Origin of the sequence: Limimaricola sp. G21655-S1, assembly GCF_027213785.1 — a bacterium.
Lineage (GTDB): Bacteria > Pseudomonadota > Alphaproteobacteria > Rhodobacterales > Rhodobacteraceae > Limimaricola.
This window is the reverse complement of record NZ_JAPWGO010000002.1, coordinates 188,760-212,874: the sequence shown is the minus strand read 5'-3', so window position 1 is coordinate 212,874 and position 24,115 is coordinate 188,760. Positions and strand designations below refer to the sequence as shown.

Sequence of the window (24,115 nt, the reverse complement as noted above, 5' to 3'; positions counted from 1 at the left end):
ACCGGCCCCTCTCAGGCCCGGGCGATCCGGTGCTCAGCCGTTGCGGCGTTCCGCGGCCAGCTCGTTCACGTCCTTGAACTTGATCGATTCGCCGCAGCCGCAGGCATCCTCGACATTCGGATTGCGGAACTTGAAGCCGCTTTCGAGCAGCGAGGTCTCGTAGTCGATCTCGGTGCCGAACAGGAACATCTGCGCCATCGGCGCGATCATCACCCGGGCGCCGTCCTGCTCGACGGTCTCGTCGTTGGGATCGGCCTCGTCGACATAGTCCATCGTGTATTCCATGCCCGCGCAGCCGCCCTTCTTGAGGCCTATGCGCAGCCCCGCATGACCGCCCTTCTCCATGAGACGGGCGATCTGCCGCGCGGCAGCGGGGGAAATGCTGACGGCCTGCTTGCCGGGGATCGAAAACATCTGGGGCCTCCTGGATTGGCACCTATCAACATAAGGCCCCGGCCACGCCGTCTCAAGCAGGGCTCAGGCGGCTTCGGCCGGATTCGCCTGCGGAAATACCGTGTGCCCCTCGGTCGCCCGCTCCCGCGCCCGTTCCAGCAGTGCCTCGCGCACCTGGCAGGACAGCGTCCATGCGGTGTCGGCCTTGGCGCAGGCGAGGCAGAACCACACCTCCTGGCCGAACACGTCCTGATCGGCCACCATCACGAAGTGTTGGTCGCGCTCCTGCACCTCGTCGGGATCCTGTTCGTCGACGATCTCGAAGAAGGCGTCGCGCAGCGGCTGCACCTCGGCATCATGCGCCAGCTTGAGCTTGATGGTGCGGATCATCGAGGGCGTCTGCATGGTCCAGTTCTCGAACGGCTCGGCCACGAATTCCGAGACCGGCACGATCAGCCGCACCCCGGTCCAGTCGAGCAACTGCACGTAGGTGAAGTTGATCCGCTCCACGGTGACAATGTGGCCCCGGAATTCGAGCTTGTCGCCGATCTTGGCCGAGCGGTTCATCGCGATCTGCAGGCTCGACAGGATGTTCCCCAGGATGTGCCGCGCCGCGAAGCCGATCAGCAGGGTCAGCGCCCCGGCCGAGGCGAGGATCGACAGGCCGAGGCTGCCGAAGAACTGTGCCTCGGCCAGCACGATCGCGCCGCCGATCAGCACGATCGCGATGATCAGCACCCGCCGCCACGCCGCGATCCGGGTGGCGAGGTTGCGGCGGTTCTCCATGCGCGGATCCGACAGGTTGTCGTCGTCGAAGGGCACGATCCGGTTCAGCACCGCGTCGATGCCGTTCATCACGAAGATCAGCGCGGCGGCGGTGAAGCCCAGCGCGATCAGCGGCACCAGCACGCTGTTGATCCGGCCCGAGAACATGAACAGCGAATGGCTCAGCGCCGCGGTCAGGCCCGAGCAGATCGCGAGGATGATCGGCATTCTCGTGGCACGCAGAAAATCGGTGGCCAGACGTCCCTTGGCGCGGCTGGCCAGCGCGGCCTGCAGCCGCCCGGTGGTCCAACCGGCGGCACCGACCAGCAAGAGCATCGCCGGGAAGGCGACCAGTTCCCACCACCTCAGCCCCCAGAAGGCCTGCTCGCGCCACGCCTCGGGCATCTCCTCCTCGAAGCGGGTGGGCCCGTAGATCGCGTGCAGCGCCGGGATGTTTGCCACGGTCTGGCGCGAGAAGACCCAGACCGGTTCGTCATCGCCGGGCTTCAGCCGGTTCAGCCGGATCGCCACCGCGCGATTGCCGAGTTCGACCACGTCGATCAGGATCGAACGTTGCGGCTGACCCGCGACCGGGCTCTCGGCGCTGGCATTGGCGTCGAGCGCGTCGGGCCTCTCGAGCAGCGCGGTCCAGTTGATGACAGCGATGCGGTCGAGCACCTCGACCAGGTCGGCGGCGAGCCGCGCGCCGCGCTCCACCTGTTCCTCGGGCGGGACGTCGACGAGGTTCAACAGATGCGCGGCGGTCTCGTACTCATGCGCCTCGATCAGCTCGAACAGCGCTTCCATGGTCGATTGCGGGGTCGAGCGATCGAGCCTGTCCGGCGGGGAAGGCAGCCCCTCGTTCAGTGTCTCGACCTCGAAGACAGAGGTGTCCTGCGCCAATACGGCGACGGGCAGCCAGACCAGCAGGGCGCAGGCGGCGATCAAGGTCTTCATGGGCAAGGTCGGGTCTCCCGCGATATCGCGGACCCAACCGGGGGCGGGGGCAGGGGTTCCGATGGCTGCCCCAAGGGGCAGGGCAGGCGGGCAGGCCCGCCGGGCCCCGAACTACATGAAGCCGAGCTCCAGCCGCGCCTCGTCGGACATCATCTCCATGCCCCATTGCGGCTCCCAGACCAGATCGACGTCGACCTGCTTGACGCCCGGCACCGCGCCCACGGCATCGGCGACCCAGCCCGGCATCTCGCCGGCGACGGGACAGCCCGGCGCGGTGAGCGACATCTTGATGTTCACCGCGTTCTCCTCGTCGATATGGATCGTGTAGACGAGGCCGAGATCGTAGATGTTCACCGGGATCTCGGGGTCGTAGACCGAGCGGCACGCCTCGACCACCTGATCGTAGAGCGCATGGTCGGTCGAGGAGGGCGCGATCAGCGGCGTGCCTTCGAGTTGGGTGTCGGGCATGGGCTGTCCTTGGGCTGGAGCGGGGCGCGCTTTGGCGGCGCCGATACCTGAGCGATCATATAGGAAAAGCGCGGGGCGGGGTAAAGGGTGCGGCCTTGCTGCCGCCGACCTGAAGCGTCCGGGAGGGGTGCGCCATGCGTATTTGCCTGAAGGATGAACGGGGAGGGGCGCCGAGGCGGATCCGGCGCGGGGCCCCTCCTTCATCAATCCTCAAATACGCAGATCCCGACGCCTCATCCGTGTTGCCTCCGGGGGCTTCATCCCACCCGGCGACCCTCTGCGTCGATCACCGCGGAGCCGTCCTCCTTGAAGAGCGGGCCCGGCGGCAGGCGGTCGAGCAGGTCGAGCACCGTCTCCGAGGGGCGGCACAGGCGCACCCCCTTTGGGGAGGCGACGATGGGGCGGTTGACCAGCACCGGATGCGCGATCATCGCGTCGAGCAGCGTCTCGTCATCGACGCTCTCGTCCAGAAGCCCGAGCTCGGCGGCGGGGGATTTGGAGGTCCTGAGCGCGTCGCGCGGGGTCAGCCCGGCGGCGGCGAAGAGCGCGAGAAGCTGCGGCCTGGTCCAGCCGGTCTGGAGGTATTCGATCACGATCGGTTCGGTGCCCGAGGCGCGGATCAGTTCCAGCACGTTGCGGGAGGTGCCGCAGGCGGGATTGTGGTGGATGACGATGCTCATGCTGTCTGCTCCTGTGGGCGGCCCGGGGCGAAGAGCCATGCCGCCACCGCCACGCCGATCAGCGCGCCGATGATCTGCGCCGCCACGAAGCCGGGCAGGTCGAAAGGCCGGATGCCCGAGAAGGTGTCGGTGAAGCTGCGCGCGATGGCGACGGCGGGGTTGGCAAAGCTGGTGGATGCGGTGAACCAGTAGGCGGCGGTGATGTAGAGGCCCACCAGCCACGGGATCGCGGCGGGCGCCTGCCGGATGCCGGCGAAAATGGTGAAGACGAGGCCGAAGGTCGCCACCGCCTCGGCCAGCCATTGCGGCCCGCCGGTGCGGATCTTGGTCGCGGTCTGCAGCACCGGCAGGTCGAACATGCCATGCGCCAGCGCCGCGCCGGCGATGCCGCCCGCCACCTGCGCGAGGATGTAGGGTGCGACCTCGCCCCAAGGGGCCTGCCGGCGCACGGCGAAGGCCAGCGTCACCGCCGGGTTGAAATGCGCCCCCGAGACCGGGCCGAGGATGGTGATCAGCACCACGAGGATCGCACCGGTGGGTAGGGTATTGCCCAGAAGCGCCAGCGCCACGTCCGGCGTGAGGCTCTCGGCCATGATGCCCGATCCGACCACGGCGCAGACCAGAAGCCCGGTGCCCAGCGCTTCGGCGAAGAGACGGCGCGACAGGCTCATGCGCAGTCCCCCATGGGCGGGCAGAGATCGGGCCTGCCGCCGCAGCAATCCTCGACGAGGAAATCGACCAGCGCGCCGACGCGGCCCATCGCCGCGAAATAGCGGATCGAGCGCCCCTCGCGGCGGCTCTCGACCAGCCCGGCCGCGTGCAGCACCGACAAGTTGGCCGACATGGTGTTCTGCCGCGCACCTAAGGCGTCGGCGATCTCGCCCGCCGCCATGCCGTCCGGGCCCGCCTTCACCAGCAGGCGGAAGGCATCGAGCCGCGTGGGCTGGGCGAGGGCGGCAAAGGCCGTGATGGCGTCTGTCTGTTCCATGTATCTGGAATTATCGATGTGACGGCGATGGGTCAAGCCATGTCGATTGCGCGGCGCGCCATTGGACGCTATCGGCTGCCCCATGAGCTTTTCCTTTTCCCTGAACGCCACCGACGGCGCCGCCCGCACCGGGGTCATCTCCACCCCGAGGGGCGAGATCCGCACGCCCGCCTTCATGCCGGTCGGCACCGCCGCCACCGTCAAGGCGATGATGCCCGAAAGCGTCCGCCAGACCGGCGCCGACATCCTCCTGGGCAACACCTATCACCTGATGCTGCGCCCCTCGGCCGAGCGGATCGACCGGCTCGGGGGCCTGCACAAATTCATGAACTGGGAGCGACCGATCCTCACGGATTCGGGCGGCTTCCAGGTGATGAGCCTCGCCTCCCTGCGCAAGCTCACCGAGCGCGGCGTGACCTTCAAGAGCCATATCGACGGCTCCAAGCACGAGATCACGCCCGAGCGATCGATGGAGATCCAGAAGCTCCTCGGCTCGGACATCGTCATGGCTTTCGACGAATGCCCGGCGCTGCCCGCCGACCGTGAGCGGATCGCCGAGTCGATGCGGCTGTCGATGCGCTGGGCCCAGCGGAGCCGCGACGCCTTTGGCGACCGGCCCGGCCACGCGCTGTTCGGCATCCAGCAGGGCGGGCTGGAGCGCGACCTGCGCGAGGAAAGCGCCGAGGCGCTCAAGGAGATCGGCTTCGAGGGCTATGCCGTGGGCGGTCTCGCGGTAGGCGAGGGGCAGGAGGCGATGTTCGGCTGCCTCGACTACGCGCCCGCGCAACTGCCCGAGGACAAGCCGCGCTACCTGATGGGGGTGGGCAAGCCCGACGACATCGTCGGCGCGGTGAAGCGCGGCATCGACATGATGGATTGCGTGCTGCCCTCGCGCTCGGGCCGCACCGGCCAGGCCTGGACCCGGCGCGGTCAGGTCAACATGCGCAACGCCCGCCACGCCGACGATCCGCGCCCCCTCGACGAGGATTGTGGCTGTCCCGCCTGCCGCAACTACAGCCGGGCCTACCTGCATCACGTCGTGCGCAGCCAGGAGATGATCGCGGGCATGCTGCTGACCTGGCACAACCTGCACTATTACCAGGAGCTGATGGGCGACATGCGGGCGGCGATCGCGGCAGGCGATTTCGCGGGCTTCGAAACCCGGTTTCACGCGTTGCGCGCCGAAGGGGACATCGAACCGCTCTGAGGTCTCGCCGGAAATCGCGAAGTTTCAGAACGAGGTAACCCGGCGCCGTGCCACGCGGCGTCCGGTTCTCGCACTGAGGCAGCAATGGCGCACATTGCACCGCGCATCGCCCCCGTCTTGCGGCGGCGCGGCGACGGCATAGTTCGGCTCCAATCCGTTCGGAAAGGACCGAAGAATGACCGACAAGCTATTTACCCCCGGCAAGCTCGGCGATGTCGAGCTGAAGAACCGCGTGCTGATGGCGCCGCTCACCCGTAACCGCGCCAGCAAGCAGGGCGACGCGCCCTACGACATTCATGTCGAATATTATCGCCAGCGCGCCGGGGCCGGTCTCATCATCACCGAGGCCACGCAGATCACCCCGGAGGGCAAGGGCTATATCCAGACCCCGGGCATCTACAGCCGCGAGCAGATCGACGGTTGGAAGAAGGTCGTGAACGCCGTGCATGGCGAGGGCGGCAAGATCGCTCTGCAGCTGTGGCATGTCGGCCGGATCAGCCACGTCTCGCTGCAGGAAGGCGGCCAGAAGCCGGTCGCGCCGTCGGCGCTCAGGGCAGAGGCGCAGACCGTGACCGAGGAGGGCTTCGTCGATGTCTCCGAGCCGCGCGCTCTGGAGCTCGACGAGATGCCGCGACTGGTCGATGATTATCGCCGGGCCGCCCAGAATGCCGAGGAGGCGGGCTTCGACATGGTCGAGATTCACGCCGCCAACGGCTATCTGCTCGACCAGTTCATCCGCGACGGTGCGAACAAGCGCAACGACGCCTATGGCGGCAGCCCGGAGAACCGCGCCCGGTTGATCCTCGAGGTGGTCGATGCCGTCACGGAGGTCTACGGCGCGGGCCACACCGGTATCCGCCTGTCGCCGCTGATCGAGGTGGCCGGGCTGAAGGACAGCGATCCGATGACCGTCTATTCCTACCTGATCCCCGAGCTGAGCCGCCGCGGCATCGCCTATATCCACATGGTGGAGCCGGGCACGCAGGGCGATCTCGATCAGGAACTCGGCCGCCAGACCGCGCGGCTGCGCGAGCTGTTCGACGGCGCCTACATCGCCAACGCGGGTTACGGGCGCGACACCGCGATCCGCGTGGTCGAAAGCGGTCAGGCGGACTTCGTGGCCTTCGGTCGGCCCTATATCGCCAACCCCGATCTGGCGCATCGCCTCGAGGTGGATGCCGAGCTGAACGAGGGCGACCAGTCGACCTATTACGGCGGCGGCGTCGAGGGGTATCTCGACTATCCGACGCTCGCGGAGCAGAAAGCCGCCTGACATCCGGGGACGGGTGGGGCAATCCGCCTTGCCCGTCCGCCCGCTCCGAGGCACATTGCCGAGAGAGCCACGCGACACGCGCTTGAACTGACCGGTCGGTTCACCCAAGTAAGATCCCGGACAGGAGACGGCCTTGCGGCTGCCGCACAGCGGGGCCAGACCGTCTTGCCAAGAACAAGGATACAATGAGCATGCAAGAGCCCCTCAGCCCCTCCTACCCGGTGCTGCCTCTGCGCGACATCGTGGTGTTCCCGCACATGATCGTGCCGCTCTTCGTGGGCCGCGAGAAGTCGGTGCGCGCGCTCGAGGAGGTCATGGCCGACGACAAGCAGATCCTGCTGTCGTCCCAGGTCGACCCCGGCGTCGACGAGCCGACGTCCGAGGGCATCTACAAGGCGGGCGTGCTGGCCAACGTGCTGCAGTTGCTGAAACTGCCCGACGGCACCGTGAAGGTCCTCGTCGAGGGCAAGTCGCGGGTGCGCATCGCCGAGTTCATCGAGAATGACAGCTTCTTCGAGGCACGCGCCGAGTACCTGACCGAGATGCCCGGCGACCGCGACATCGTGGCCGCGCTGGTGCAGAGCGTCGCGCAGGAGTTCGAGCGCTATTCGAAGATCCGCAAGAACATCCCCGAAGAGGCGCTCTCGGCCGTCACCGAGGCGACCGATCCGGCCAAGCTCGCCGACCTCGTCGCCGGCCATCTCGGCATCGACGTCAAGCAGAAGCAGGATCTCCTGGAAACGCTCGACATCGGCGAGCGGCTCGAGAAGGTCTATGGGCTGATGCAGGGCGAGATGTCGGTTCTGCAGGTCGAGAAGAAGATCAAGACCCGCGTCAAGAGCCAGATGGAGAAGACCCAGCGCGAGTACTATCTGAATGAGCAGATGAAGGCCATTCAGAAGGAGCTGGGCGACGGCGAGGATGGCGGCAACGAGGTCGCCGAACTGGAGAAGCGCGTCGAGGAGACCAAGCTCTCGGACGAGGCCCGCGAAAAGGCCGAGGCCGAGATCAAGAAGCTCAAGAACATGAGCCCGATGTCGGCCGAGGCCACCGTCGTGCGCAACTATCTCGACTGGCTGCTCTCGATTCCGTGGAACAACCCGTCCAAGACCAAGAAGGACCTGAAGCTCGCGCAGAAGGTGCTCGACGACGACCATTTCGGTCTCGAGAAGGTCAAGGAACGGATCGTCGAGTATCTCGCCGTCCAGCAGCGCTCGAAGAAGCTGAAGGGGCCGATCATGTGCCTCGTCGGCCCTCCGGGCGTCGGCAAGACCTCTCTGGGCAAATCGGTCGCCAAGGCCACGGGGCGCGAGTTCATTCGCATCTCGCTCGGCGGCGTGCGTGACGAGAGCGAGATCCGCGGCCACCGCCGGACCTATATCGGCTCGATGCCGGGCAAGATCATCCAGGCGTTGAAGAAGGCCAAGACCTCGAACCCGCTGATCCTCTTGGACGAGATCGACAAGATGGGCCAAGACTTCCGCGGCGACCCGGCCAGCGCGATGCTTGAGGTGCTCGACCCCGAGCAGAACGGCACCTTCGCGGACCACTACCTCGAGGTCGAGTATGACCTGTCGAACGTGATGTTCCTGACCACGGCGAACTCCTACAACATGCCGGGGCCGCTTCTGGACCGCATGGAGATCATCTCCCTCGCGGGCTACACCGAGGAAGAGAAGCGCGAGATCGCGCGGCAGCACCTGCTGCCCAAGGTTCTCAAGAACCACGGTCTGAAGGAAAAGGAGTTCTCGATCGACGACGCGGCGCTCACCGAGATGGTGCGCACCTATACCCGCGAAGCCGGCGTGCGGAACCTCGAGCGCGAGCTGTCGAAGATCGCGCGCAAGGCGGTGACCAAGATCGTCCGCAAGGAGGTCGAGGCCGTCGAGGTGACGCCCGAGAACCTGAACGACTTCCTTGGCGTGAAGCAGTTCCGCTACGGGCTGGCCGAGAAGGAGGATCAGGTGGGCGTGGTCACGGGTCTGGCATGGACCTCCGTGGGCGGCGACCTGCTGCACATCGAGGCGCTCAAGCTACCGGGCAAGGGCCGGATGAAGACCACCGGCAAGCTCGGTGACGTGATGAAGGAATCGATCGAGGCGGCGTCGAGCTATGTCCGCTCGATCGCGCCCCAGATCGGCGTCAAGCCGCCGCGCTTCGACCGCATGGACATCCACGTCCACGTGCCCGACGGGGCGACCCCGAAGGACGGCCCCTCGGCCGGCCTCGCGATGGTCACCTCCATCGTCTCGGTGCTGACCGGCATCCCGATCCGCAAGGATATCGCGATGACCGGCGAGGTGAGCCTGCGCGGCAATGCCATGCCGATCGGCGGCCTCAAGGAGAAGCTGCTCGCGGCGCTCAGGGGCGGCATCACGACGGTGCTGATCCCCGAGGAGAACGAGAAGGATCTCGCCGAGATCCCGGAGGTGGTGAAGAAGGGGCTGGAGATCATTCCGGTCAGCCATGTGTCCGAAGTGCTCAAGCACGCGCTCGTGCGCCAGCCCGAGCCGATCGAGTGGGACGAGGAGGCGGAGGAAGCCGCCGCCGCGGCCCGCGCGCTCGAGAGCCGCGACGGCACCGCGGGCACCGCCGCCCATCACTGAACGAGGAAAGGGCGCCCTGCGGGGCGCCCTTTTCGCATGGCGGGATCAGTTCCCGTCTAGCAAAGCCAAGCAGGCCCGGTGGCCGTGTTCCGCGACGCCGCCAGCCCCCCTGATGGCCGTCATCTGGTGCCCGGCCTCGCTGTCACCGGCACGATCGCTCGACAAATGGGAAGCTCCTTGATCGGGCGAACGAGAAGCCACGGGAGATTTGGCATGTCAGCGCCGGTCGCGCTTCCAAGGCCGTCCTTCGAGCTGGCAGCCGTGCCTTGGCCCAACGGGGCGTGTGAATTTCCACCCGAGGTGAAATTGCCGCGAAGGAGGTCTTGCGCCCCTTCGCCGGGACCGCTAAATGACGCGCCAACGGGTGATTAGCTCAGTGGTAGAGCGCTTCGTTCACATCGAAGATGTCAGGGGTTCAAATCCCTTATCACCCACCATATTACGGAAGGCGCGCCCGACGGGGCGCGCCTTTTGCGTTTCAAAGGGATGCCGGCAGTCGCGCCAGCACCGCGCGCATCAGCCGCGCCGAGTTCTCGGCCGCCACCGACATGAAGCGTACCATCTCGTTCTCGCCGCCGCCGCCGCCGGCGAGGTCGGACAGCGAGCGGAAGGCGATGAAGGGCACGCCGTTGGCATAGGCCACCTGCGCCACGCCTGCGCTCTCCATGTCGAGCACCCGCGCCTCGAAGCTGGCATGGGCGTGCTCGCGGAATTGGGCGTTGTCCATGAAGACCGGGCCGGAGATGCCGTTGCCGCCGATCACCACCCGGGGCGGGGTCGCCTCGGCGCCGCAGCCCAAGAGTTCGACCTCGGCTGCGGCGGCCTCGGCCAGTTCGAGGAGCACGGGGTCGGTGTCGAACCAGAACCGGCCCTGCGGCGCGTCCGCCCCCGGCGCCACCACGCCGACCGGGCAGGTATGCATCATCCCGAAATTCGCGACCGGTGCGCTCATCCAGCCGGGCAGGGCATAGCCCGCATCTGTCTCGCGCGCGAAGGCGCCTTCGAGGAAATGGCCCCAGCGCGCGGGCACCACCACGTCGCCGATGCCGAGGCCGGGGTCGACGCCGCCGGCGATGCCTGAGAACAGGATCGAGGTGACGTTGAAGTGGTCGAGCGCCGCCTGCGTGCTCATCGCGGCGTTGACCATCGAGATGCCCGACAGGAACAGCACCACCTCACGCCCTTCGAGCCGGCCGGTGATGTAGGTCGCGGGACCGATGCGCCGCGTTTCGGCGCCTTCCAGCGCGGTTTCGAGAATCGCGATCTCGGGGGCGAAGGCGGTGATCACCGCGACGCGCGGCTGGTCGTTCGGCGCCGTTCCTGCGCGGGGGATGGCCCGCGCGGTAGGCGGGACATCAATTGGAAAATGGGTCATGCGCACTCCGCTGCTGATCGGTCGGTCCCAGCTACGGCGGCCGGCCCCCGCGCGTCCAGAGCCGGTCTCCATTTACAGCAGCGTTCCGCCCGGCCCGACGCGGGGCGGGCAGGGATCGGCATCGGGCTCGAATCCCATGTCGCGGGCCAGATGCGGGTTGCGGCGCAGCTCCCGCAGCTGCAGCAACTGCGTCTCGTGGCGCATCGACTGAAGCTCCGCGCACAGCGCGTCGTCGAGCGGGTCATGCGCCCGCTTCGGCGTCGAGAACCATGCGAGCAGGCGGCGAAGGGAAGGGCGGCGGCGTAGCGGGAAGGTGGTCATGGACAGGGCTCCTCGGCTCTTGTGATTCCGTATCGGAGCCCGCAATCTGCGACCTCAAGTAAGGTTGAGGTCAAGCGCCATGTCACGCTTTCCCGTTCCCTCCGATCTCAGCATCGGCCAGATGGCGGCGCGCGCCGGGGTGCCGGTGTCGACGCTGCATTTCTATGAGGCCGAGGGGCTGATCCGCAGCTGGCGCAACACGGCCAATCATCGCCGCTACGACCGGCGAGAGCTGCGCCGCGTGGCGATCATCAAGGTGGCGCAGGCGGTGGGGGTGTCGCTGGCGGAGATCCGCGAGGTGCTCGACCGGCTGCCGCGCGATCGCGCCGTCTCGGCCCGGGACTGGGCCGAGGCGGCGGCGCCATGGCGCGCGATGCTCGACGAGCGCATCGCGCTGATGACGCGGCTTCGTGACCAGATGGGGCATTGCATCGGCTGCGGCTGCCTGTCGCTCGACAGCTGCCCGCTCTACAATGCGCAGGACCGGCTGGGCCGGTCCGGACCCGGGCCGCGACGCTGGACCGGCACGGCAGGAGAGCGCGCGTGACGATACCCGAGATCTACGTGATGCGGCATGGCGAGACCGAGTGGAATGCCATGCGCCGGATGCAGGGCGGTCTCGATTCGCCGCTTACCGAAACCGGGCGGGCGCAGGCCCGCGCGATGGGCCGGATGCTAGCCGCGCGCGGCGTCGGTCCGGCGACGCACCGCATCCTGTCCTCGCCACAGGGCCGCGCCGTCGAGACTGCGCGGCTCGCCTTCGGCACGGCACCGCGGCCCGAACCGCGGCTGCGCGAGATCGCCATGGGCGACTGGTCCGGGCTGGACCGGGCCGAGATCGACGCCCGCTGGCCCGGGCCGCCGGGCGAGCATTTCATCGATTTCTACGCCCGTGCGCCGCGCGGCGAGGGCTTTGCCGCGCTCTGGGCGCGCTGCGCCGATCTGCTCGCCGCGCTCGAGGGTCCCAGCGTGCTCGTCACCCATGGCATGACCTCGCGCGTGCTGCGCACCATCGCCACGGGCGGCAGTCGCGCCGATCTGGCGCGGCTGCCTGGCGGGCAGGGGGTGGTGTTCCGGATCTCGCAGGGACGACACGATCGGCTCCCCGCACCGCTTGCAGTCGGCGATGGGGGCGGCTAAACCGGCCCACGCGGGTGGTTAGCTCAGTTGGTAGAGCGCTTCGTTTACACCGAAGATGTCGGGGGTTCGAGCCCCTCACCACCCACCATCCCCCTTGCCGCGTTCGCCTGTCGCCCCGCTCAGACCCAGACGAAGGCCTCGTCGATATGGGCGACGTTCACGATCGGGGCGAAGGAGAACTCCGATGTGGAGAAGGGCGGGATCACGACCCCGGCCGAGGTGAAGTTGGCATCCCCATCATTAAGCAGCAGCGTCATCTCCGCGGCGGCATCGCGCGGTACGATGAGCGCGTCGTTGTCGCCGTCGAGGTCGAAATCGGCATGCGCCACCAAGAGCCCCTCGATTGTAGGGTCGAAGGATTTCAGAACGAACTCCGTGTCGGTCCCGGTTGTCACCACGTCGAAGACCCGCAAGCCCGGCGCGATGCCCGAACTGGGGTCGACTGCCCCGGCGCTCAGCACTTCGATCCCGGCATCGGTGTCGAAATTCCCCGCCTCGAATGAGCCGATCAGGCCGGTTTCGTCGACATCGGAGAAGTTCGGGAAGGTGGCCGCGCGCATCCCGGTCCCGTCATTGATGAAGGCCCAGATGCCGCGCCCTTCGCCGCTTGCGGCAAAGGCCACGTCGTTGTCGCCGTCGCCGTCAAGATCGATGATCTGGCCGTCGCCGTAGCTCTCGGCGCCGGGCGAGAATTCGTCCCGGAACGTCAGCCCGCCAACGCCGTCATTGAGAAAGATGCTCACTCCGGAGGAGTCGGCATCGGTCAGCAGGACCGCATCGAGAAACGGGTTCCCGTCAAAGTCGCCCAGCAGGGCCCGGCCGTCCTCCGGCAGGTCCGCCGGGCTGCGTGACAGCGGACTGAAATTGCCCACGCCGTCGTTCTGCAACAGGAAGATCGACTGGCCCGAGGCCTCCGTCGCGAGGAGGTCGATATCGCCGTCATCATCGACATCGGCCGCGTCATGCGCCTTGAAAACGAAGTCGAAGAAGCTGTCAAAGGGTTGCGTCAGGGTGACGGTGGAGCTCGCGGACGCGGTGAAGAAACCCGCACCGTCATTCTCGTAAAGGGCCGTGAAGACGTCGAACTGCGCCTCGCCTGGCACGCCGCCGGGGGTGCTGGCGCCGCTCGAGCTCACCTTCAGGAAATCCATGTCGCCGTCGCCGTCGAAATCGCCCGACAGGATGTCGGCGTCGCCTACCATGATACCGGTAGCGCGTTCGGTGAAGTTGGCCGCGCCGTCATTGAGCGCCACGATCACCTCGCCCTCGTCCTCGTACCACAGATCCGGCGTCGCGCGGGGGGCGGGTGTGACGGGTTCGAAGCGCAGGAAATCGGTGCGCAGCGGCTCGCGGCCATCGCCATGGCCCACCAGCTCCAGACGATCTCCCTCCGACACGGTCAGGTTCGAAATCACTCGTTCCGCCTGGCTCTGCTCGTTGGCGCGCCGGCCGCCCGACCTGCTGTCCCAGTCGAAGCGATCGATCTCGACCCCGTTCAGCAGGACCCGCATCGAGGAGACGCCGTCGCTTTCGTCGAAATAGCCGATCGTCATGTCGAAGGTGCCGGCCCGGTCGAAGGTATAGGCGGCGCGCGCCTCATCGGCGTCGCCATCCGTGCCGCGGCGCACATGCTGGAGGTAGGCGTTCCCCGAGGCCTTGCCGTTCGACACGACCTTGAAGCCCGAGACGATCTCCATCGCCTCGGCCTCGATCACGAAAGCGCCGCCGGGCGGCGGTGAGGTGTCGACCGCGATGTCGATGTAATCGGTGCGCAGCGGCTCGCCGCCATCGCCCATGCCGCGCAGCGTGATCAGGTCTCCCGGCGCGAGCCACAGATCCCCGACGAGATACTCCGCCCGGCTGGCCGGGCTCGATTTGTCATTTCCGAAGGTGCCGTTCCATTCGAAGCTGTCGACGATGGCGCCGTTCACCAGCACCTCCATCTGCGACACGCCGTCGGTTTCGTCGAAATATCCGACCGTGAGGTCGTAATAGCCGGCGCCACCATCGAAAACCCCGCTGGCGCTCGCCTCGCCGCTCTTTGCCTCGAGATAGGCCCCGTTTGAGGGGTGGGGGTTTGATTTGATCGCGAAACCTTTCGCGATGGTGAGGGTTTCGGCCTCGGTGCGGCCCAAGCCTATCTGGGCTTTCGGAAGCGCGGTCAGGTCGGATGCCACCGAAGTCGTTCGCAAATCATTAAACATCTGAGAACTCGCGATTTAAGGGTTTCGTTGGTGATTTCCCGCAGATCGACCGGCAAAGACTAACACTTGATGGTTGATTCGTTAATCGAATGTACAGGGCTGCGATTGACATGAAGCCGTCCGGAATTCGCCGTTCCTTTGCTTCGCGATATTCTCTAGTGCTCTCAATTCGTTGCGATTCCGGTTTCGACAAGCCGGGCGCGATGCCCGTTACAGATCCCTGAATTATTGATCGTCTTACCCTTGGCCGCGAATTCCGGTCCGGGTGTCCGGCGCGTGGGTCCGTTTCTTGCGCCGCAAGAGCCACCCGTCTCTTCGGTCCCGCACAATCGCCCTGCGGCGGTGGTCCTGCCGCGATCGTTCATGGGCTGCTATGTTGGGGTCATCGACAGGAGGCCTGTATGAGCCAGATCCCCAGCTTTCACCCGCTCGACACCAGCGTCGATCCCGACGTGATCGAAACGCTCATCGTGCCGCGCGCCCGTGACCTGGGCGGGTTCGAAGTGCGCCGGGCGCTGCCGGCGCCGCGCCGCCAGATGGTCGGGCCGTTCATCTTCTTCGACCAGGTTGGCCCGGCCGAGTTCCTGAAGGGCGAGGGATTCGACGTGCGGCCGCATCCGCATATCGGTCTGGCCACCGTCACCTACCTGCTGGAGGGACGGATCCATCACCGCGACAGCCTCGGTACGGATAGCTGGATCGCCCCGGGCGCGGTGAACCTGATGGTGGCCGGGCAGGGCATCACCCATTCCGAGCGCATCGACGGCGAGGCGCGTGCGGCGGGCGGGCGGATGTTCGGGCTTCAGACCTGGCTGGCGCTGCCCGATGCGATGGAAGACGGGCCGGCCCGTTTCGAACATGCGGGTGCCGACCGGTTGCCGGTGATCGAGGAGGACGGAGTGCGGCTGCGGCTGATGCTGGGCAACGCCTACGGGGCAGTGTCGCCGGTCGCGGCGCCGGGAGAGCTGTTCCATGCGGATGCCGAGCTTGCGCCCGGCGCGCAGCTGCCGCTGCCGGACGATCACGAGGATCGCGGCGTGCATGTGCTCTCCGGCAGCATCGAGGTGGCGGGGCAGAGCTTTGCCGCGGGGCGGATGATGGTGTTCCGGCCCGGTGATCGGCTGTCGCTGCGCGCGGGACCGGGCGGTGCGCGGATCGCGCTCTTGGGCGGTGCGACGATGCCGGGGCCACGCCATATCTGGTGGAACTTCGTCGCGTCCTCGAAAGATCGGATCGAGGCCGCCAAGGAGGCCTGGCGGGCAGGCGATTTCACGCATGGGCGGTTCCGGTTGCCGCCGGGCGAGAGCGAACACATTCCTCTGCCCTGACCACGGGCGCCGCCGCTGCCCCGAGGTCAGCCCGACAATCTCGTCCACCGGCCATTTTTGCACCGATCGGCGCTTGACGCCCCCCGCCACTGTGCCTAGAACCCGCCTCACGTTCGGCGCTGCCGGACGACGAGATGCGCGGTTGTAGCTCAGTTGGTTAGAGTACCGGCCTGTCACGCCGGGGGTCGCGGGTTCGAGCCCCGTCAACCGCGCCATTCTCGTCCGTCCCATACGCTCCGAGCCTTGTGCGCGGTTGTAGCTCAGTTGGTTAGAGTACCGGCCTGTCACGCCGGGGGTCGCGGGTTCGAGCCCCGTCAACCGCGCCATTCTCGTCCGTCCCATACGCTCCGAGCCTTGTGCGCGGTTGTAGCTCAGTTGGTTAGAGTACCGGCCTGTCACGCCGGGGGTCGCGGGTTCGAGCCCCGTCAACCGCGCCACTAGACGCCATGACGGCCCCGTCGCTCATCCGAGCGCGGGGCCGTTTGCGTTGCTGGCTGGGTGTGCCGGGAGGGGCGTGCCCTGCTTTTTATGCCAGCCTTGGAGCTTGCGTATTTTCGGAAAGATGAATGAAGGGCCTGCACTCCGGTCCGGCGTTCGCCTCTCTCGGGCGGCGCAGCTTCCGGCCCCGTCGGGTTCATCTTTCTTCAAATACGCAATCAGACCGGCACGCCATTCTGCGCGCCGGCCGGGCCTTGCGCGTTCAGCCGGCTTCAGACAGTGCCGCCAGCACCCGGGCCCAGCTGCGGATGCCCTTGTGGAAGCTCCGCAGGTCGTATTTCTCGTTCGGACTGTGGATCAGATCGTCGTCATTGGCGAAGCCCACCAGCATCGAATCCATGCCGAGCTCGGTCTTGAAATACCCCGCGATCGGGATCGAGCCGCCGGCCCCGACGAAGGCGGCCGGGTTCGGCCATTCGGCGCTGAGCGCCTGCCGCGCCGTCTCGAAGGCCGGGTCGTCGGTCGACATGACGCTGGCGGGGGCGGCGCCGTGGCCGTGGAACTCGACCTTGCAGTCGGGCGGCAGCATCGCGCGGACATGGGCGCGGAACGCGTCGCGGATCGCCTCGGGGTTCTGCTGACCCACGAGGCGGAAGCTGATCTTGGCGCTGGCCTGACTCGGCAGCACGGTCTTGAAGCCCGCGCCCGCATAGCCGCCGGCGATGCCGTTCACCTCGCAGGTGGGCCGGGCCCAGATCATCTCGAGCGCGGTGCGGTCGGCCTCACCCGCCGGTTGGCTCAGCCCGACGCCGCCGAGGAAAGCGCCGGCGTCGAAGCCAAGGCCTTCCCACTGCGCGCGCAGCTCGGGCGTGATCTCCGGCACGCCCTCATAGAAGCCGGGCAGGGTGACCCGGCCATGATCGTCGTGCAGCGCCGCGATGATCCGCGCCAGCAGCTTGATCGGGTTCGCCGCCGGGCCGCCATAGGCGCCCGAATGCAGGTCGCGGTCGGGGCCAGTGATGATCACCTCCTCGCCCACGAGGCCGCGCAGCATCGTGGTGATCGCCGGCGTGTCCCGGTCGAACAGGCCGGTGTCGCAGATCAGCGCCAGATCCGCCTTGAGCTCGTTGGCGTGGCTGCGCAGGAACGGCACGAGCGAGGGCGATCCGGATTCCTCCTCGCCCTCGAACAGGATCGACACGCGGGTCGGCAGCTCGCCATGCACCGCCACCCAGGCGCGGCAGGCCTCGACGAAGGTCATCAGCTGACCCTTGTCGTCGCTGGCGCCGCGGCCGCGGATCACCCGGCCCGCAGGCGTGTCCTCGACCGCGGGCTCGAAGGGCGGCGTCTTCCACAGCTCCAGCGGATCGGCCGGCTGCACGTCGTAATGACCGTAGAACAGCAGGTGCGGCCCGCCTTCGCCCATGCCGCCGGTGACCATCGGGTGGCCCGGCGTGTCGCGCAGCGCGGCATCCTCGAAGCCGATCGACTTCAGGTCCTCGACCAGCCAGCCGGCGGCGGCGCGGCAATCGGCGCGATGCGCCGGATCGGTCGAGATCGAGGGAATGCGCAGCAGTTCGAGCAGCCGCATGGTAGCGGCCTCGAGATCGGCGTCTATACGCCGCAAGACGGGGTCGAGTGTCATCGGAACTCCTGCTATAATTGGCATACAGACTGGCCGCGCTCTGCGGCACTGTCCAGCATCCGGGGTGGGCTTGCACGAGACGCAGGGCCAATATGCGGTGGGGTGGCAAATTGTAGCGTGTTGTCCGGGCGCGAGTCCGCCTATATGCACGACAACGGCCAAACGCCGGGGCGCCGCGCCCCACCAGACGAAAAGGGGAAAGATGCCCGTGGATTACGAAGCAGGGCTCGATGCCGCCATCGGCAAGCTCCACAGCGAAGGCCGCTACCGCACCTTCATCGACATCGCCCGCCACAAGGGCCAGTTCCCGCATGCCACCTGGCATCGTCCGGATGGCAGCGAGTCGCCGGTGACCGTCTGGTGCGGCAACGACTATCTCGGCATGGGGCAGCACCCGGCGGTCCTGTCGGCCATGCACGAGGCGCTCGACGCCGTCGGCGCGGGCTCGGGCGGCACGCGCAACATCTCCGGCACCACGGTCTATCACAAGCGGCTCGAGGCCGAGCTGGCCGATCTCCACGGCAAGGAGGCGGCGCTGCTCTTCACCTCCGCCTACATCGCCAACGACGCGACCCTGTCGACGCTGCCGCGGCTGTTTCCCGGGCTGATCATCTATTCCGACGCGCTCAACCACGCGAGCATGATCGAGGGCGTGCGCCGCAATGGCGGGGCGAAGCGGATCTTCCGGCACAACGACGTCGCGCATCTGCGCGAACTGCTCGAAGCCGATGATCCCGACGTGCCGAAGCTGATCGCCTTCGAATCGATCTACTCGATGGATGGCGATTTCGGCCCGATCGCCGAGATCTGTGATCTCGCCGAGGAATTCGGCGCGCTGACCTATCTCGACGAGGTGCACGCGGTCGGCATGTACGGCCCGCGCGGCGGCGGCGTCTCCGAGCGTGACCGGCTGGCGCACCGGATCGACATGATCAACGGCACGCTGGGCAAGGCCTATGGCGTGCTCGGCGGCTATGTCGCGGCCTCGGCCAAGATGGTCGATGCGGTGCGCTCCTATGCGCCGGGCTTCATCTTCACCACTTCGCTGCCGCCCACCGTGGCGGCGGGCGCGGCCGCCAGCGTCGCGCATCTCAAGACCGATCAGGATCTGCGGGACCAGCACCAGACCCAGGCCAAGATCCTCAAGACCCGTCTGCGCGGCCTCGGCCTGCCGATCCTCGACCATGGCAGCCATATCGTGCCGCTGATGGTCGGCGACCCGGTGCATACGAAGGTGATCTCCGACATGCTGCTCGCCGATCACGGCATCTACGTGCAGCCGATCAACTTCCCCACCGTGCCGCGCGGCACGGAGCGGTTGCGTTTCACTCCGTCGCCGCTGCACGGCCCGCGTGAAATGGATGCGCTGGTGCGCGCCCTGGATGGGTTGTGGTCACATTGTGCGCTGAATCGCGCCGAATTGACAGGTTAAGCATATCTCCCGGTGCGGTAGCCCGCGCCCCATGTTAGAATGAACCTCAGGACCTCCCGGGAGTTGTGCCCAGACACAGCCCCGGTCGGTAACCGGGGGCGGGCAGTAACGGGAACACTCGATATGATCGGGCGGAGCTTCAGGCGTGCAAACGCTACGGAGGAGGCCGAAACCAAGGGTTTCGATGCCTTCGAATTGCGCTTGGGCGACCTGATGCGCGGTGAACGCGCGACCTTGGGCAAGAGCCTGCTTGACGTGCAGCGCGAGCTGAAGATCAAGGCCGCCTATATCGCGGCGATTGAAAATTCCGATCCCACCGCTTTCGACACGCCCGGCTTCATCGCGGGATATGTGCGCTCCTATGCGCGCTATCTGGGCATGGACCCCAACACTGCCTACGAGACTTTCTGCCGCGAATCCGGTTTCACCACCGCGCATGGCATGTCCGCTGCCGCCTCGACGGTCCGGCCGAGGAAGGCTGCCCAGAGCACCAGCCTCGGCAAGGACATCTTCTCCGACAGCGCCACGCCGTTCCTGCCCCCGGCAGAGCGCATTCTCGCCGGCTTCGAGCCGCGCGCGCTGGGCTCGGTCGCCGTGCTGCTGCTGCTGATGGGCGGTCTCGGCTATGGCGGCTGGTCGATCCTGCAGGAGGTGCAGAAGGTGCGGCTGGCCCCGGTGGAGCAGACGCCGACTATTCTTGCGCAGGTCGATCCCCTTGCCGGCGGCGGCCGTCCCGAGACGGGCGAGACTTCGGCGACGGAGCTGGCTGCACTGGCACCCGCTGCGCCCGAGGTGCTCGACCGTCTCTACCGGCCGCAGGCGCTGGACGTGCCGGTGATGACGCCTCGCGACGGCCCGATCGCCGCACTCGTCACCCAGCCGCGTCGCCCGGGGCAGGACGCCCCCGTCGCGGTCGCGCAGACTGAGACCACCACTACCGCCCCGGAAGGGCCGAGCCCGATGCTCGCCGCGCTCGACGCCGTGGAACTGCCGACGATCACGATTCCGGATATCGAACTCGCCCTCGCCGAGGCCGGGGTCGAGGGGCCGTCGGTGCGTGTCACCGAGGATCCGGCCCCGACCGTGAAGATGGTCGCCGTGCGCCCGGCATGGGTGAGGGTGAAATCGGCCGATGGCACCACGCTCTACGAGGGCATCATGAATGGCGGCGATTCGTGGGAGGTGCCGGCGCTCGAAGACGCACCGACGCTGCGGGTCGGCGAATCCGGTGCCGTCTACTTCGCCGTGGGCGAACAGCATTACGGCCCCGTCGGCGATGCCGGCACCGTGACGTCCAACGTGGCCTTGTCGGTGGACAATCTTACCGCCAGCTATCAGGTTGCCGATCTGGAGAGCGACTCCGACCTGGCCAAGCTGGTGCGGGTCGCCGAAGCCGCGCCAACCGAATGACGCCGCGCAGGTCACGCGCCTCGCGGCCCTGATCCGCGAGAGGTTTCCCATGTCCCTTCACGCCGTCCGGCCCTGGCGCGAGATCCAGCGCCGTAAGTCGCGCCAGATCATGGTGGGGCGCGTTCCCGTCGGGGGCGATGCGCCGATCTCGGTCCAGACGATGACCAACACCGACACGAGCGACGTGAAGGCGACGCTCGACCAGATTATCCGCGCCGCCGATGTCGGGGCCGACATCGTGCGGGTCTCGACCCCCGACGAGGACAGCACCCGCGCCTTGCGCGAGATCACCCGCGAAAGCCCGGTGCCGATCGTCGCGGACATCCATTTCCATTACAAGCGCGCGATCGAGGCAGCGGAGGCGGGCGCGGCCTGCCTGCGGATCAACCCCGGCAATATCGGCGACGCCAAGCGGGTGGCCGAGGTGGTGCGCGCCGCCAAGGATCACGGCTGTTCGATCCGGATCGGCGTCAATGCGGGCTCGCTGGAGCGGCACCTGCTCGAAAAATACGCCGAGCCCTGTCCCGCCGCCATGGTCGAAAGCGGGCTCGACCACATCAAGCTGCTTCAGGATCATGACTTCCACGAGTTCAAGATCTCGGTAAAGGCCTCGGACGTGTTCCTCGCCGCCGCCGCCTACCAGCAGCTGGCCGATGCCACCGACGCGCCGATCCACCTTGGCATCACCGAGGCGGGCGGCCTGATGTCGGGCACCATCAAATCCGCCATCGGCATGGGCAACCTGCTGTGGATGGGGATCGGTGACACGATCCGCGTCAGCCTTTCGGCCGATCCGGTCGAGGAGGTGAAGGTCGGCTTCGAGATCCTGAAATCCCTCGGCCTGCGCCATCGGGGCGTCAACATCATCTCCTGCCCTTCCTGCGCGCGGCAGGGCTTCGACGTGATCAAGACGGTAGAGACGCTGGAAAAGCGGCTCGAACATGTGAAGACGCCGATGTCGCTCTCGATCATCGGCTGCGTGGTCAACGGGCCGGGCGAGGCGCTGATGACCGATGTCGGTTTCACCGGCGGCGGCGCCGGCAACGGCATGGTCTATCTCGCCGGCAAGCAGAGCCACCGCATGTCGAACGACCAGATGATCGACCACATCGTCGAGCAAGTCGAGGCGAAGGCCGCCGAGATCGAGGCCCGCGACAAGGCCGCCGCCGAGGCCGCCGAGTGAGCTGATCCGGCGTCAGGCGGGAGCCGGTCGGTTTCCGCCGACGCCTCGGCTATTTCCCGCCTGATTTCCGGGGCTTGCCGGGTGGCGGCATGAACCCGGACGGCCCCTTGCTCGTTTCTTGTCCAGACGCGCCGCCGAAGGTGGCGCACCATTGGAAAAGAGACTGACAGATGACCAAGCAATCGCTCCTGATGACGACCGCCGCCGCCCTCGTGGCCGCGATGCCGGCCTTCGCGCAGACCGCGACCACGGAGACGACGGCCGAGACCACCGCCAATGCCGAGACCGCGATGGCCGGCACCATGGCCACCGCAGCGACCGAGCTGAACCTGCGCGCGGGCCCCGGCCCCGACATGGAGATCATCGACGTGATCCCCGCCGATGGCGAGGTGACGGTCGAAGGCTGCCTCGAGGAGGCCAACTGGTGCCGCGTGACGCTCGACGGCACCACCGGCTGGGCCTATGGCGACTACCTGACCGTCGAGACGGCCGATGCCGCCGAGTCGGTCGTGGTGATCGACAACCGCGCCGAGCTGGAGATCGAGACCGTCACCTATGACAACTCGGCCAATAACGCCGCCGCCACCGCCGCCGGCGCGGCGACCGCCGCCGCGGGCGCCGCGGCCCTCGCCGCGGGTCCGGTCGGCATCCTCGGTGCTGCGGCGTTCGGTGCCGTGGCCGGTGACGCCGCCACGCCGAACGACGAGACCATCACCTATGTCCGCGAGAACCCGGTCGAGCAGGTCGTGCTCGGCGGCGAGGTCGTGGTCGGGGCCACCGTGCCGACCGAGGTCGAGCTGACCCCGGTGCCGGAGGCCGAGTACAGCTATCTCTACCTGAACGGCACCCCGGTCGTGGTCGAGCCGGAAGAGCGCCGGATCGTGCACATCATCCGCTGATCGCTGATCGGCATGACGATTGGAAAGGGCGGCCCACGGGCCGCCCTTTTCGCATGCTCAGCCGTCCGGGCGGAGCGATCGTTTGAAGCCCAGATGCGACGCCTCGTAGCCGAGGCTTTCGTCGAAGGCATGCGCGGCCTCCCGCGACCGGTCGGAGGACAGCTGCACCAGGGCGCAGCCCGCCGCACGGGCCCGCGCCTCCGCATCGCGCATCACAAGATGGCCGATTCCCGCGCCGCGCCTGCCGGGGGCCACCCGGACCGCCTCGATCTGGGCGCGCCGCGCGCCACCGCGCGAGAGCCCTTCGATCAGGGTGAGCTGGTAGCAGGCGACGATCTCGTCTTCGATCACGCCGACGACGAGAGAGTTTCCCGGCTGCGCGGACATCCTGTCAAAGGCCTCCAGATAGACATCCGGGGACGCCGTTTCGCGACCGCGTCCCAACTCGTCCCCGGCCCGCAGGGCCGAGATCGCGGCGACATCGCCGCGAACGGCCTGCCTGAACAGCGGCGCGCTCACTCGCCGCGCTGGGCCGAGACCAACTCGCGCATCTGCGCCAGCGGCACGTAGCCGCGCAGCATCTGGTCGCCCATCACGAAGCTCGGCGTGCCGCTGACCTGCATCGCCTGCGCCAGCTGCCGGTTCTCGGCGATGACGCGCGCCACCTCGGGGCTCTCCATCTCGGCCTGCACCGCCTCGAAATCGGCGCCGAGGCTGTCGGCGAGGGTCTCGAGCGAGTCTTCGGTCACGTCCGAGCGCATCGTCATCAGCGCGTTGTGCGCCTGCTTGTAGGCCGCGTCGCCCTCGAGCTCGCGCATCGCCAGCGCGAATTGCGATGCCATCAGGGACTGCTCGCCGAGGATCGGGAACTCCTTGAGAATGTAACGGATGTTGCCGTCGCTTTCGACCAGCTCCTCGACCTCGGAAAAGGCGCGGCGGCAATAGCCGCATTTGTAATCCATGAACTCGACGAGGGTGATGTCGCCATCCGGGTTGCCGCCCACCCAGTCGCCCTCGTTCTCGAACAGCGCCTCGGCATGGCTCGCGATCATCGCGCTGTCGCCTTGCGCCGCGGCCTCGGCCTGACGCTGGTCGAGCACGGCGATCGCCTCCATCAGCACTTCGGGGTTCTCCAGCAGGTAGGCGCGCACCTGGTCGCCGAAGGCATCGCGCTCGGCATCGGTCATCGCCTCGAGATCGAGCGCGGCGGCGGGGCCGGCGAGCGCCAGCGTGACGGGCAGGGCGCGGATGAGCGAGCGCAGCATTGGAATGTCCTTTCCTCGTGTCGAGCCGTGCAGATCACATCATCGTCCCCCTGCCAAGTTCCCGCGCGGGAAGGCGCAGGCCATTGACGGCAGGGGGGGCGCATTGGCACAACCCGGCCAAACCTTAGGGAGCAGGGC

General features: G+C 67.4%; 22 protein-coding genes and 5 tRNA genes. 15 read left to right on the top strand and 12 right to left on the bottom strand.

Annotated features, from left to right (window positions below):
- Positions 1-33 precede the first annotated feature (33 nt).
- From O4G76_RS03455 to O4G76_RS03430, 6 genes are all read right to left on the bottom strand, one after another.
- Complete coding sequence (locus O4G76_RS03455; protein WP_085895695.1) at positions 34-414, bottom strand: iron-sulfur cluster assembly accessory protein; 381 nt, start codon at positions 412-414, stop codon at positions 34-36.
- Positions 415-477: 63 nt separating this feature from the next.
- Entirely contained in the window at positions 478-2,115 is a 1,638-nt protein-coding gene (locus O4G76_RS03450) for a mechanosensitive ion channel family protein (protein ID WP_269396002.1), read from the bottom strand.
- Positions 2,116-2,226: 111 nt separating this feature from the next.
- A complete protein-coding gene (locus O4G76_RS03445; protein ID WP_269396001.1) occupies positions 2,227-2,583 on the bottom strand; it encodes an SUF system Fe-S cluster assembly protein in 357 nt (118 codons plus the stop codon).
- Between the two features lie 257 nt (positions 2,584-2,840).
- Complete coding sequence (gene arsC / locus O4G76_RS03440; protein WP_269396000.1) at positions 2,841-3,263, bottom strand: arsenate reductase (glutaredoxin); 423 nt, start codon at positions 3,261-3,263, stop codon at positions 2,841-2,843.
- Entirely contained in the window at positions 3,260-3,934 is a 675-nt protein-coding gene (locus tag O4G76_RS03435; protein WP_269395999.1) for an MIP/aquaporin family protein, read from the bottom strand. Before O4G76_RS03435 ends, arsC begins: the two co-directional genes overlap by 4 nt.
- On the bottom strand, positions 3,931-4,251 hold the full coding sequence (locus O4G76_RS03430; RefSeq protein WP_269395998.1) for a helix-turn-helix transcriptional regulator: 321 nt from the start codon (positions 4,249-4,251) through the stop codon (positions 3,931-3,933). Before O4G76_RS03430 ends, O4G76_RS03435 begins: the two co-directional genes overlap by 4 nt.
- An 82-nt stretch (positions 4,252-4,333) precedes the next feature.
- On the opposite strand from O4G76_RS03430, the gene tgt reads away from it, so the two are divergent.
- The 4 genes from tgt to O4G76_RS03410 all read left to right on the top strand — a co-directional run bounded on the left by tgt (position 4,334) and on the right by O4G76_RS03410 (position 9,774).
- On the top strand, positions 4,334-5,458 hold the full coding sequence (gene tgt, locus O4G76_RS03425; protein ID WP_269395997.1) for a tRNA guanosine(34) transglycosylase Tgt: 1,125 nt from the start codon (positions 4,334-4,336) through the stop codon (positions 5,456-5,458).
- A gap of 175 nt (positions 5,459-5,633) precedes the next feature.
- Positions 5,634-6,731, top strand: a complete 1,098-nt coding sequence (locus O4G76_RS03420; RefSeq protein WP_269395996.1) for an alkene reductase — start codon at positions 5,634-5,636, stop codon at positions 6,729-6,731.
- A gap of 191 nt (positions 6,732-6,922) precedes the next feature.
- Positions 6,923-9,337 (top strand): endopeptidase La, encoded by a 2,415-nt coding sequence (lon, locus tag O4G76_RS03415; RefSeq protein WP_269395995.1) that lies wholly within the window; start codon positions 6,923-6,925, stop codon positions 9,335-9,337.
- A 362-nt stretch (positions 9,338-9,699) separates the two neighbouring features.
- Positions 9,700-9,774, top strand: a tRNA-Val gene (locus O4G76_RS03410).
- A gap of 41 nt (positions 9,775-9,815) precedes the next feature.
- Here the strand turns inward: O4G76_RS03410 and O4G76_RS03405 are convergent.
- The gene (locus O4G76_RS03405; RefSeq protein ID WP_269395994.1) at positions 9,816-10,712 is read right to left on the bottom strand and encodes a 5'-methylthioadenosine/S-adenosylhomocysteine nucleosidase; all 897 of its coding nucleotides are present in this window, start codon (positions 10,710-10,712) and stop codon (positions 9,816-9,818) included.
- 72 nt (positions 10,713-10,784) lie between these two features.
- On the bottom strand, positions 10,785-11,033 hold the full coding sequence (locus O4G76_RS03400) for a hypothetical protein (RefSeq protein WP_269395993.1): 249 nt from the start codon (positions 11,031-11,033) through the stop codon (positions 10,785-10,787).
- 79 nt (positions 11,034-11,112) lie between these two features.
- Here O4G76_RS03400 and soxR point away from each other — a divergent pair, with 79 nt between their 5' ends.
- The 3 genes from soxR to O4G76_RS03385 all read left to right on the top strand — a co-directional run bounded on the left by soxR (position 11,113) and on the right by O4G76_RS03385 (position 12,261).
- Positions 11,113-11,580, top strand: a complete 468-nt coding sequence (gene soxR / locus O4G76_RS03395) for a redox-sensitive transcriptional activator SoxR (protein ID WP_269395992.1) — start codon at positions 11,113-11,115, stop codon at positions 11,578-11,580.
- Complete coding sequence (locus O4G76_RS03390; RefSeq protein ID WP_269395991.1) at positions 11,577-12,173, top strand: histidine phosphatase family protein; 597 nt, start codon at positions 11,577-11,579, stop codon at positions 12,171-12,173. Before soxR ends, O4G76_RS03390 begins: the two co-directional genes overlap by 4 nt.
- A gap of 12 nt (positions 12,174-12,185) precedes the next feature.
- Positions 12,186-12,261, top strand: a tRNA-Val gene (locus O4G76_RS03385).
- A gap of 31 nt (positions 12,262-12,292) precedes the next feature.
- On the opposite strand, the gene O4G76_RS03380 is transcribed toward O4G76_RS03385, so the two are convergent.
- Positions 12,293-14,350 carry a VCBS repeat-containing protein gene (locus O4G76_RS03380; RefSeq protein WP_269395990.1) on the bottom strand — a complete coding sequence of 686 codons (2,058 nt, stop codon included), beginning with the start codon at positions 14,348-14,350 and terminating at the stop codon, positions 12,293-12,295.
- 428 nt (positions 14,351-14,778) lie between these two features.
- Here O4G76_RS03380 and O4G76_RS03375 point away from each other — a divergent pair, with 428 nt between their 5' ends.
- The 4 genes from O4G76_RS03375 to O4G76_RS03360 all read left to right on the top strand — a co-directional run bounded on the left by O4G76_RS03375 (position 14,779) and on the right by O4G76_RS03360 (position 16,142).
- The gene (locus O4G76_RS03375) at positions 14,779-15,705 is read left to right on the top strand and encodes a pirin family protein (protein ID WP_269395989.1); all 927 of its coding nucleotides are present in this window, start codon (positions 14,779-14,781) and stop codon (positions 15,703-15,705) included.
- 138 nt (positions 15,706-15,843) lie between these two features.
- Positions 15,844-15,920, top strand: a tRNA-Asp gene (locus O4G76_RS03370).
- A gap of 34 nt (positions 15,921-15,954) precedes the next feature.
- Positions 15,955-16,031, top strand: a tRNA-Asp gene (locus O4G76_RS03365).
- Positions 16,032-16,065: 34 nt separating this feature from the next.
- Positions 16,066-16,142, top strand: a tRNA-Asp gene (locus tag O4G76_RS03360).
- 263 nt (positions 16,143-16,405) lie between these two features.
- On the opposite strand, the gene O4G76_RS03355 is transcribed toward O4G76_RS03360, so the two are convergent.
- The gene (locus O4G76_RS03355) at positions 16,406-17,788 is read right to left on the bottom strand and encodes a M20/M25/M40 family metallo-hydrolase (RefSeq protein WP_269395988.1); all 1,383 of its coding nucleotides are present in this window, start codon (positions 17,786-17,788) and stop codon (positions 16,406-16,408) included.
- Between the two features lie 208 nt (positions 17,789-17,996).
- On the opposite strand from O4G76_RS03355, the gene hemA reads away from it, so the two are divergent.
- The 4 genes from hemA to O4G76_RS03335 all read left to right on the top strand — a co-directional run bounded on the left by hemA (position 17,997) and on the right by O4G76_RS03335 (position 22,712).
- On the top strand, positions 17,997-19,220 hold the full coding sequence (gene hemA, locus O4G76_RS03350; RefSeq protein WP_269395987.1) for a 5-aminolevulinate synthase: 1,224 nt from the start codon (positions 17,997-17,999) through the stop codon (positions 19,218-19,220).
- 123 nt (positions 19,221-19,343) lie between these two features.
- Positions 19,344-20,630, top strand: coding sequence for a helix-turn-helix domain-containing protein (locus O4G76_RS03345; protein WP_269395986.1), 1,287 nt, complete (start codon positions 19,344-19,346; stop codon positions 20,628-20,630).
- A gap of 49 nt (positions 20,631-20,679) precedes the next feature.
- Positions 20,680-21,813 (top strand): flavodoxin-dependent (E)-4-hydroxy-3-methylbut-2-enyl-diphosphate synthase, encoded by a 1,134-nt coding sequence (gene ispG / locus O4G76_RS03340; RefSeq protein WP_269395985.1) that lies wholly within the window; start codon positions 20,680-20,682, stop codon positions 21,811-21,813.
- Positions 21,814-21,983: 170 nt separating this feature from the next.
- Positions 21,984-22,712 (top strand): DUF1236 domain-containing protein, encoded by a 729-nt coding sequence (locus O4G76_RS03335; protein WP_269395984.1) that lies wholly within the window; start codon positions 21,984-21,986, stop codon positions 22,710-22,712.
- Positions 22,713-22,769: 57 nt separating this feature from the next.
- On the opposite strand, the gene O4G76_RS03330 is transcribed toward O4G76_RS03335, so the two are convergent.
- Both O4G76_RS03330 and O4G76_RS03325 read right to left on the bottom strand, forming a co-directional pair.
- Positions 22,770-23,231: a GNAT family N-acetyltransferase gene (locus O4G76_RS03330; protein WP_269395983.1), complete on the bottom strand. Its 462-nt coding sequence runs from the start codon at positions 23,229-23,231 to the stop codon at positions 22,770-22,772.
- Positions 23,228-23,977 (bottom strand): DsbA family protein, encoded by a 750-nt coding sequence (locus O4G76_RS03325; RefSeq protein ID WP_269395982.1) that lies wholly within the window; start codon positions 23,975-23,977, stop codon positions 23,228-23,230. Before O4G76_RS03325 ends, O4G76_RS03330 begins: the two co-directional genes overlap by 4 nt.
- Positions 23,978-24,115: the final 138 nt, after the last annotated feature.

Coding starts and splice junctions, on each gene's coding strand:
- O4G76_RS03455 (WP_085895695.1), bottom strand. CDS start 414: ATGTTTTCGATCCCCGGCAAGCAGGCCGTCAGCATTTCCCCCGCTGCC.
- O4G76_RS03450 (WP_269396002.1), bottom strand. CDS start 2,115: ATGAAGACCTTGATCGCCGCCTGCGCCCTGCTGGTCTGGCTGCCCGTC.
- O4G76_RS03445 (WP_269396001.1), bottom strand. CDS start 2,583: ATGCCCGACACCCAACTCGAAGGCACGCCGCTGATCGCGCCCTCCTCG.
- arsC (WP_269396000.1), bottom strand. CDS start 3,263: ATGAGCATCGTCATCCACCACAATCCCGCCTGCGGCACCTCCCGCAAC.
- O4G76_RS03435 (WP_269395999.1), bottom strand. CDS start 3,934: ATGAGCCTGTCGCGCCGTCTCTTCGCCGAAGCGCTGGGCACCGGGCTT.
- O4G76_RS03430 (WP_269395998.1), bottom strand. CDS start 4,251: ATGGAACAGACAGACGCCATCACGGCCTTTGCCGCCCTCGCCCAGCCC.
- tgt (WP_269395997.1), top strand. CDS start 4,334: ATGAGCTTTTCCTTTTCCCTGAACGCCACCGACGGCGCCGCCCGCACC.
- O4G76_RS03420 (WP_269395996.1), top strand. CDS start 5,634: ATGACCGACAAGCTATTTACCCCCGGCAAGCTCGGCGATGTCGAGCTG.
- lon (WP_269395995.1), top strand. CDS start 6,923: ATGCAAGAGCCCCTCAGCCCCTCCTACCCGGTGCTGCCTCTGCGCGAC.
- O4G76_RS03405 (WP_269395994.1), bottom strand. CDS start 10,712: ATGACCCATTTTCCAATTGATGTCCCGCCTACCGCGCGGGCCATCCCC.
- O4G76_RS03400 (WP_269395993.1), bottom strand. CDS start 11,033: ATGACCACCTTCCCGCTACGCCGCCGCCCTTCCCTTCGCCGCCTGCTC.
- soxR (WP_269395992.1), top strand. CDS start 11,113: ATGTCACGCTTTCCCGTTCCCTCCGATCTCAGCATCGGCCAGATGGCG.
- O4G76_RS03375 (WP_269395989.1), top strand. CDS start 14,779: ATGAGCCAGATCCCCAGCTTTCACCCGCTCGACACCAGCGTCGATCCC.
- O4G76_RS03355 (WP_269395988.1), bottom strand. CDS start 17,788: ATGACACTCGACCCCGTCTTGCGGCGTATAGACGCCGATCTCGAGGCC.
- O4G76_RS03345 (WP_269395986.1), top strand. CDS start 19,344: ATGATCGGGCGGAGCTTCAGGCGTGCAAACGCTACGGAGGAGGCCGAA.
- ispG (WP_269395985.1), top strand. CDS start 20,680: ATGTCCCTTCACGCCGTCCGGCCCTGGCGCGAGATCCAGCGCCGTAAG.
- O4G76_RS03335 (WP_269395984.1), top strand. CDS start 21,984: ATGACCAAGCAATCGCTCCTGATGACGACCGCCGCCGCCCTCGTGGCC.
- O4G76_RS03325 (WP_269395982.1), bottom strand. CDS start 23,977: ATGCTGCGCTCGCTCATCCGCGCCCTGCCCGTCACGCTGGCGCTCGCC.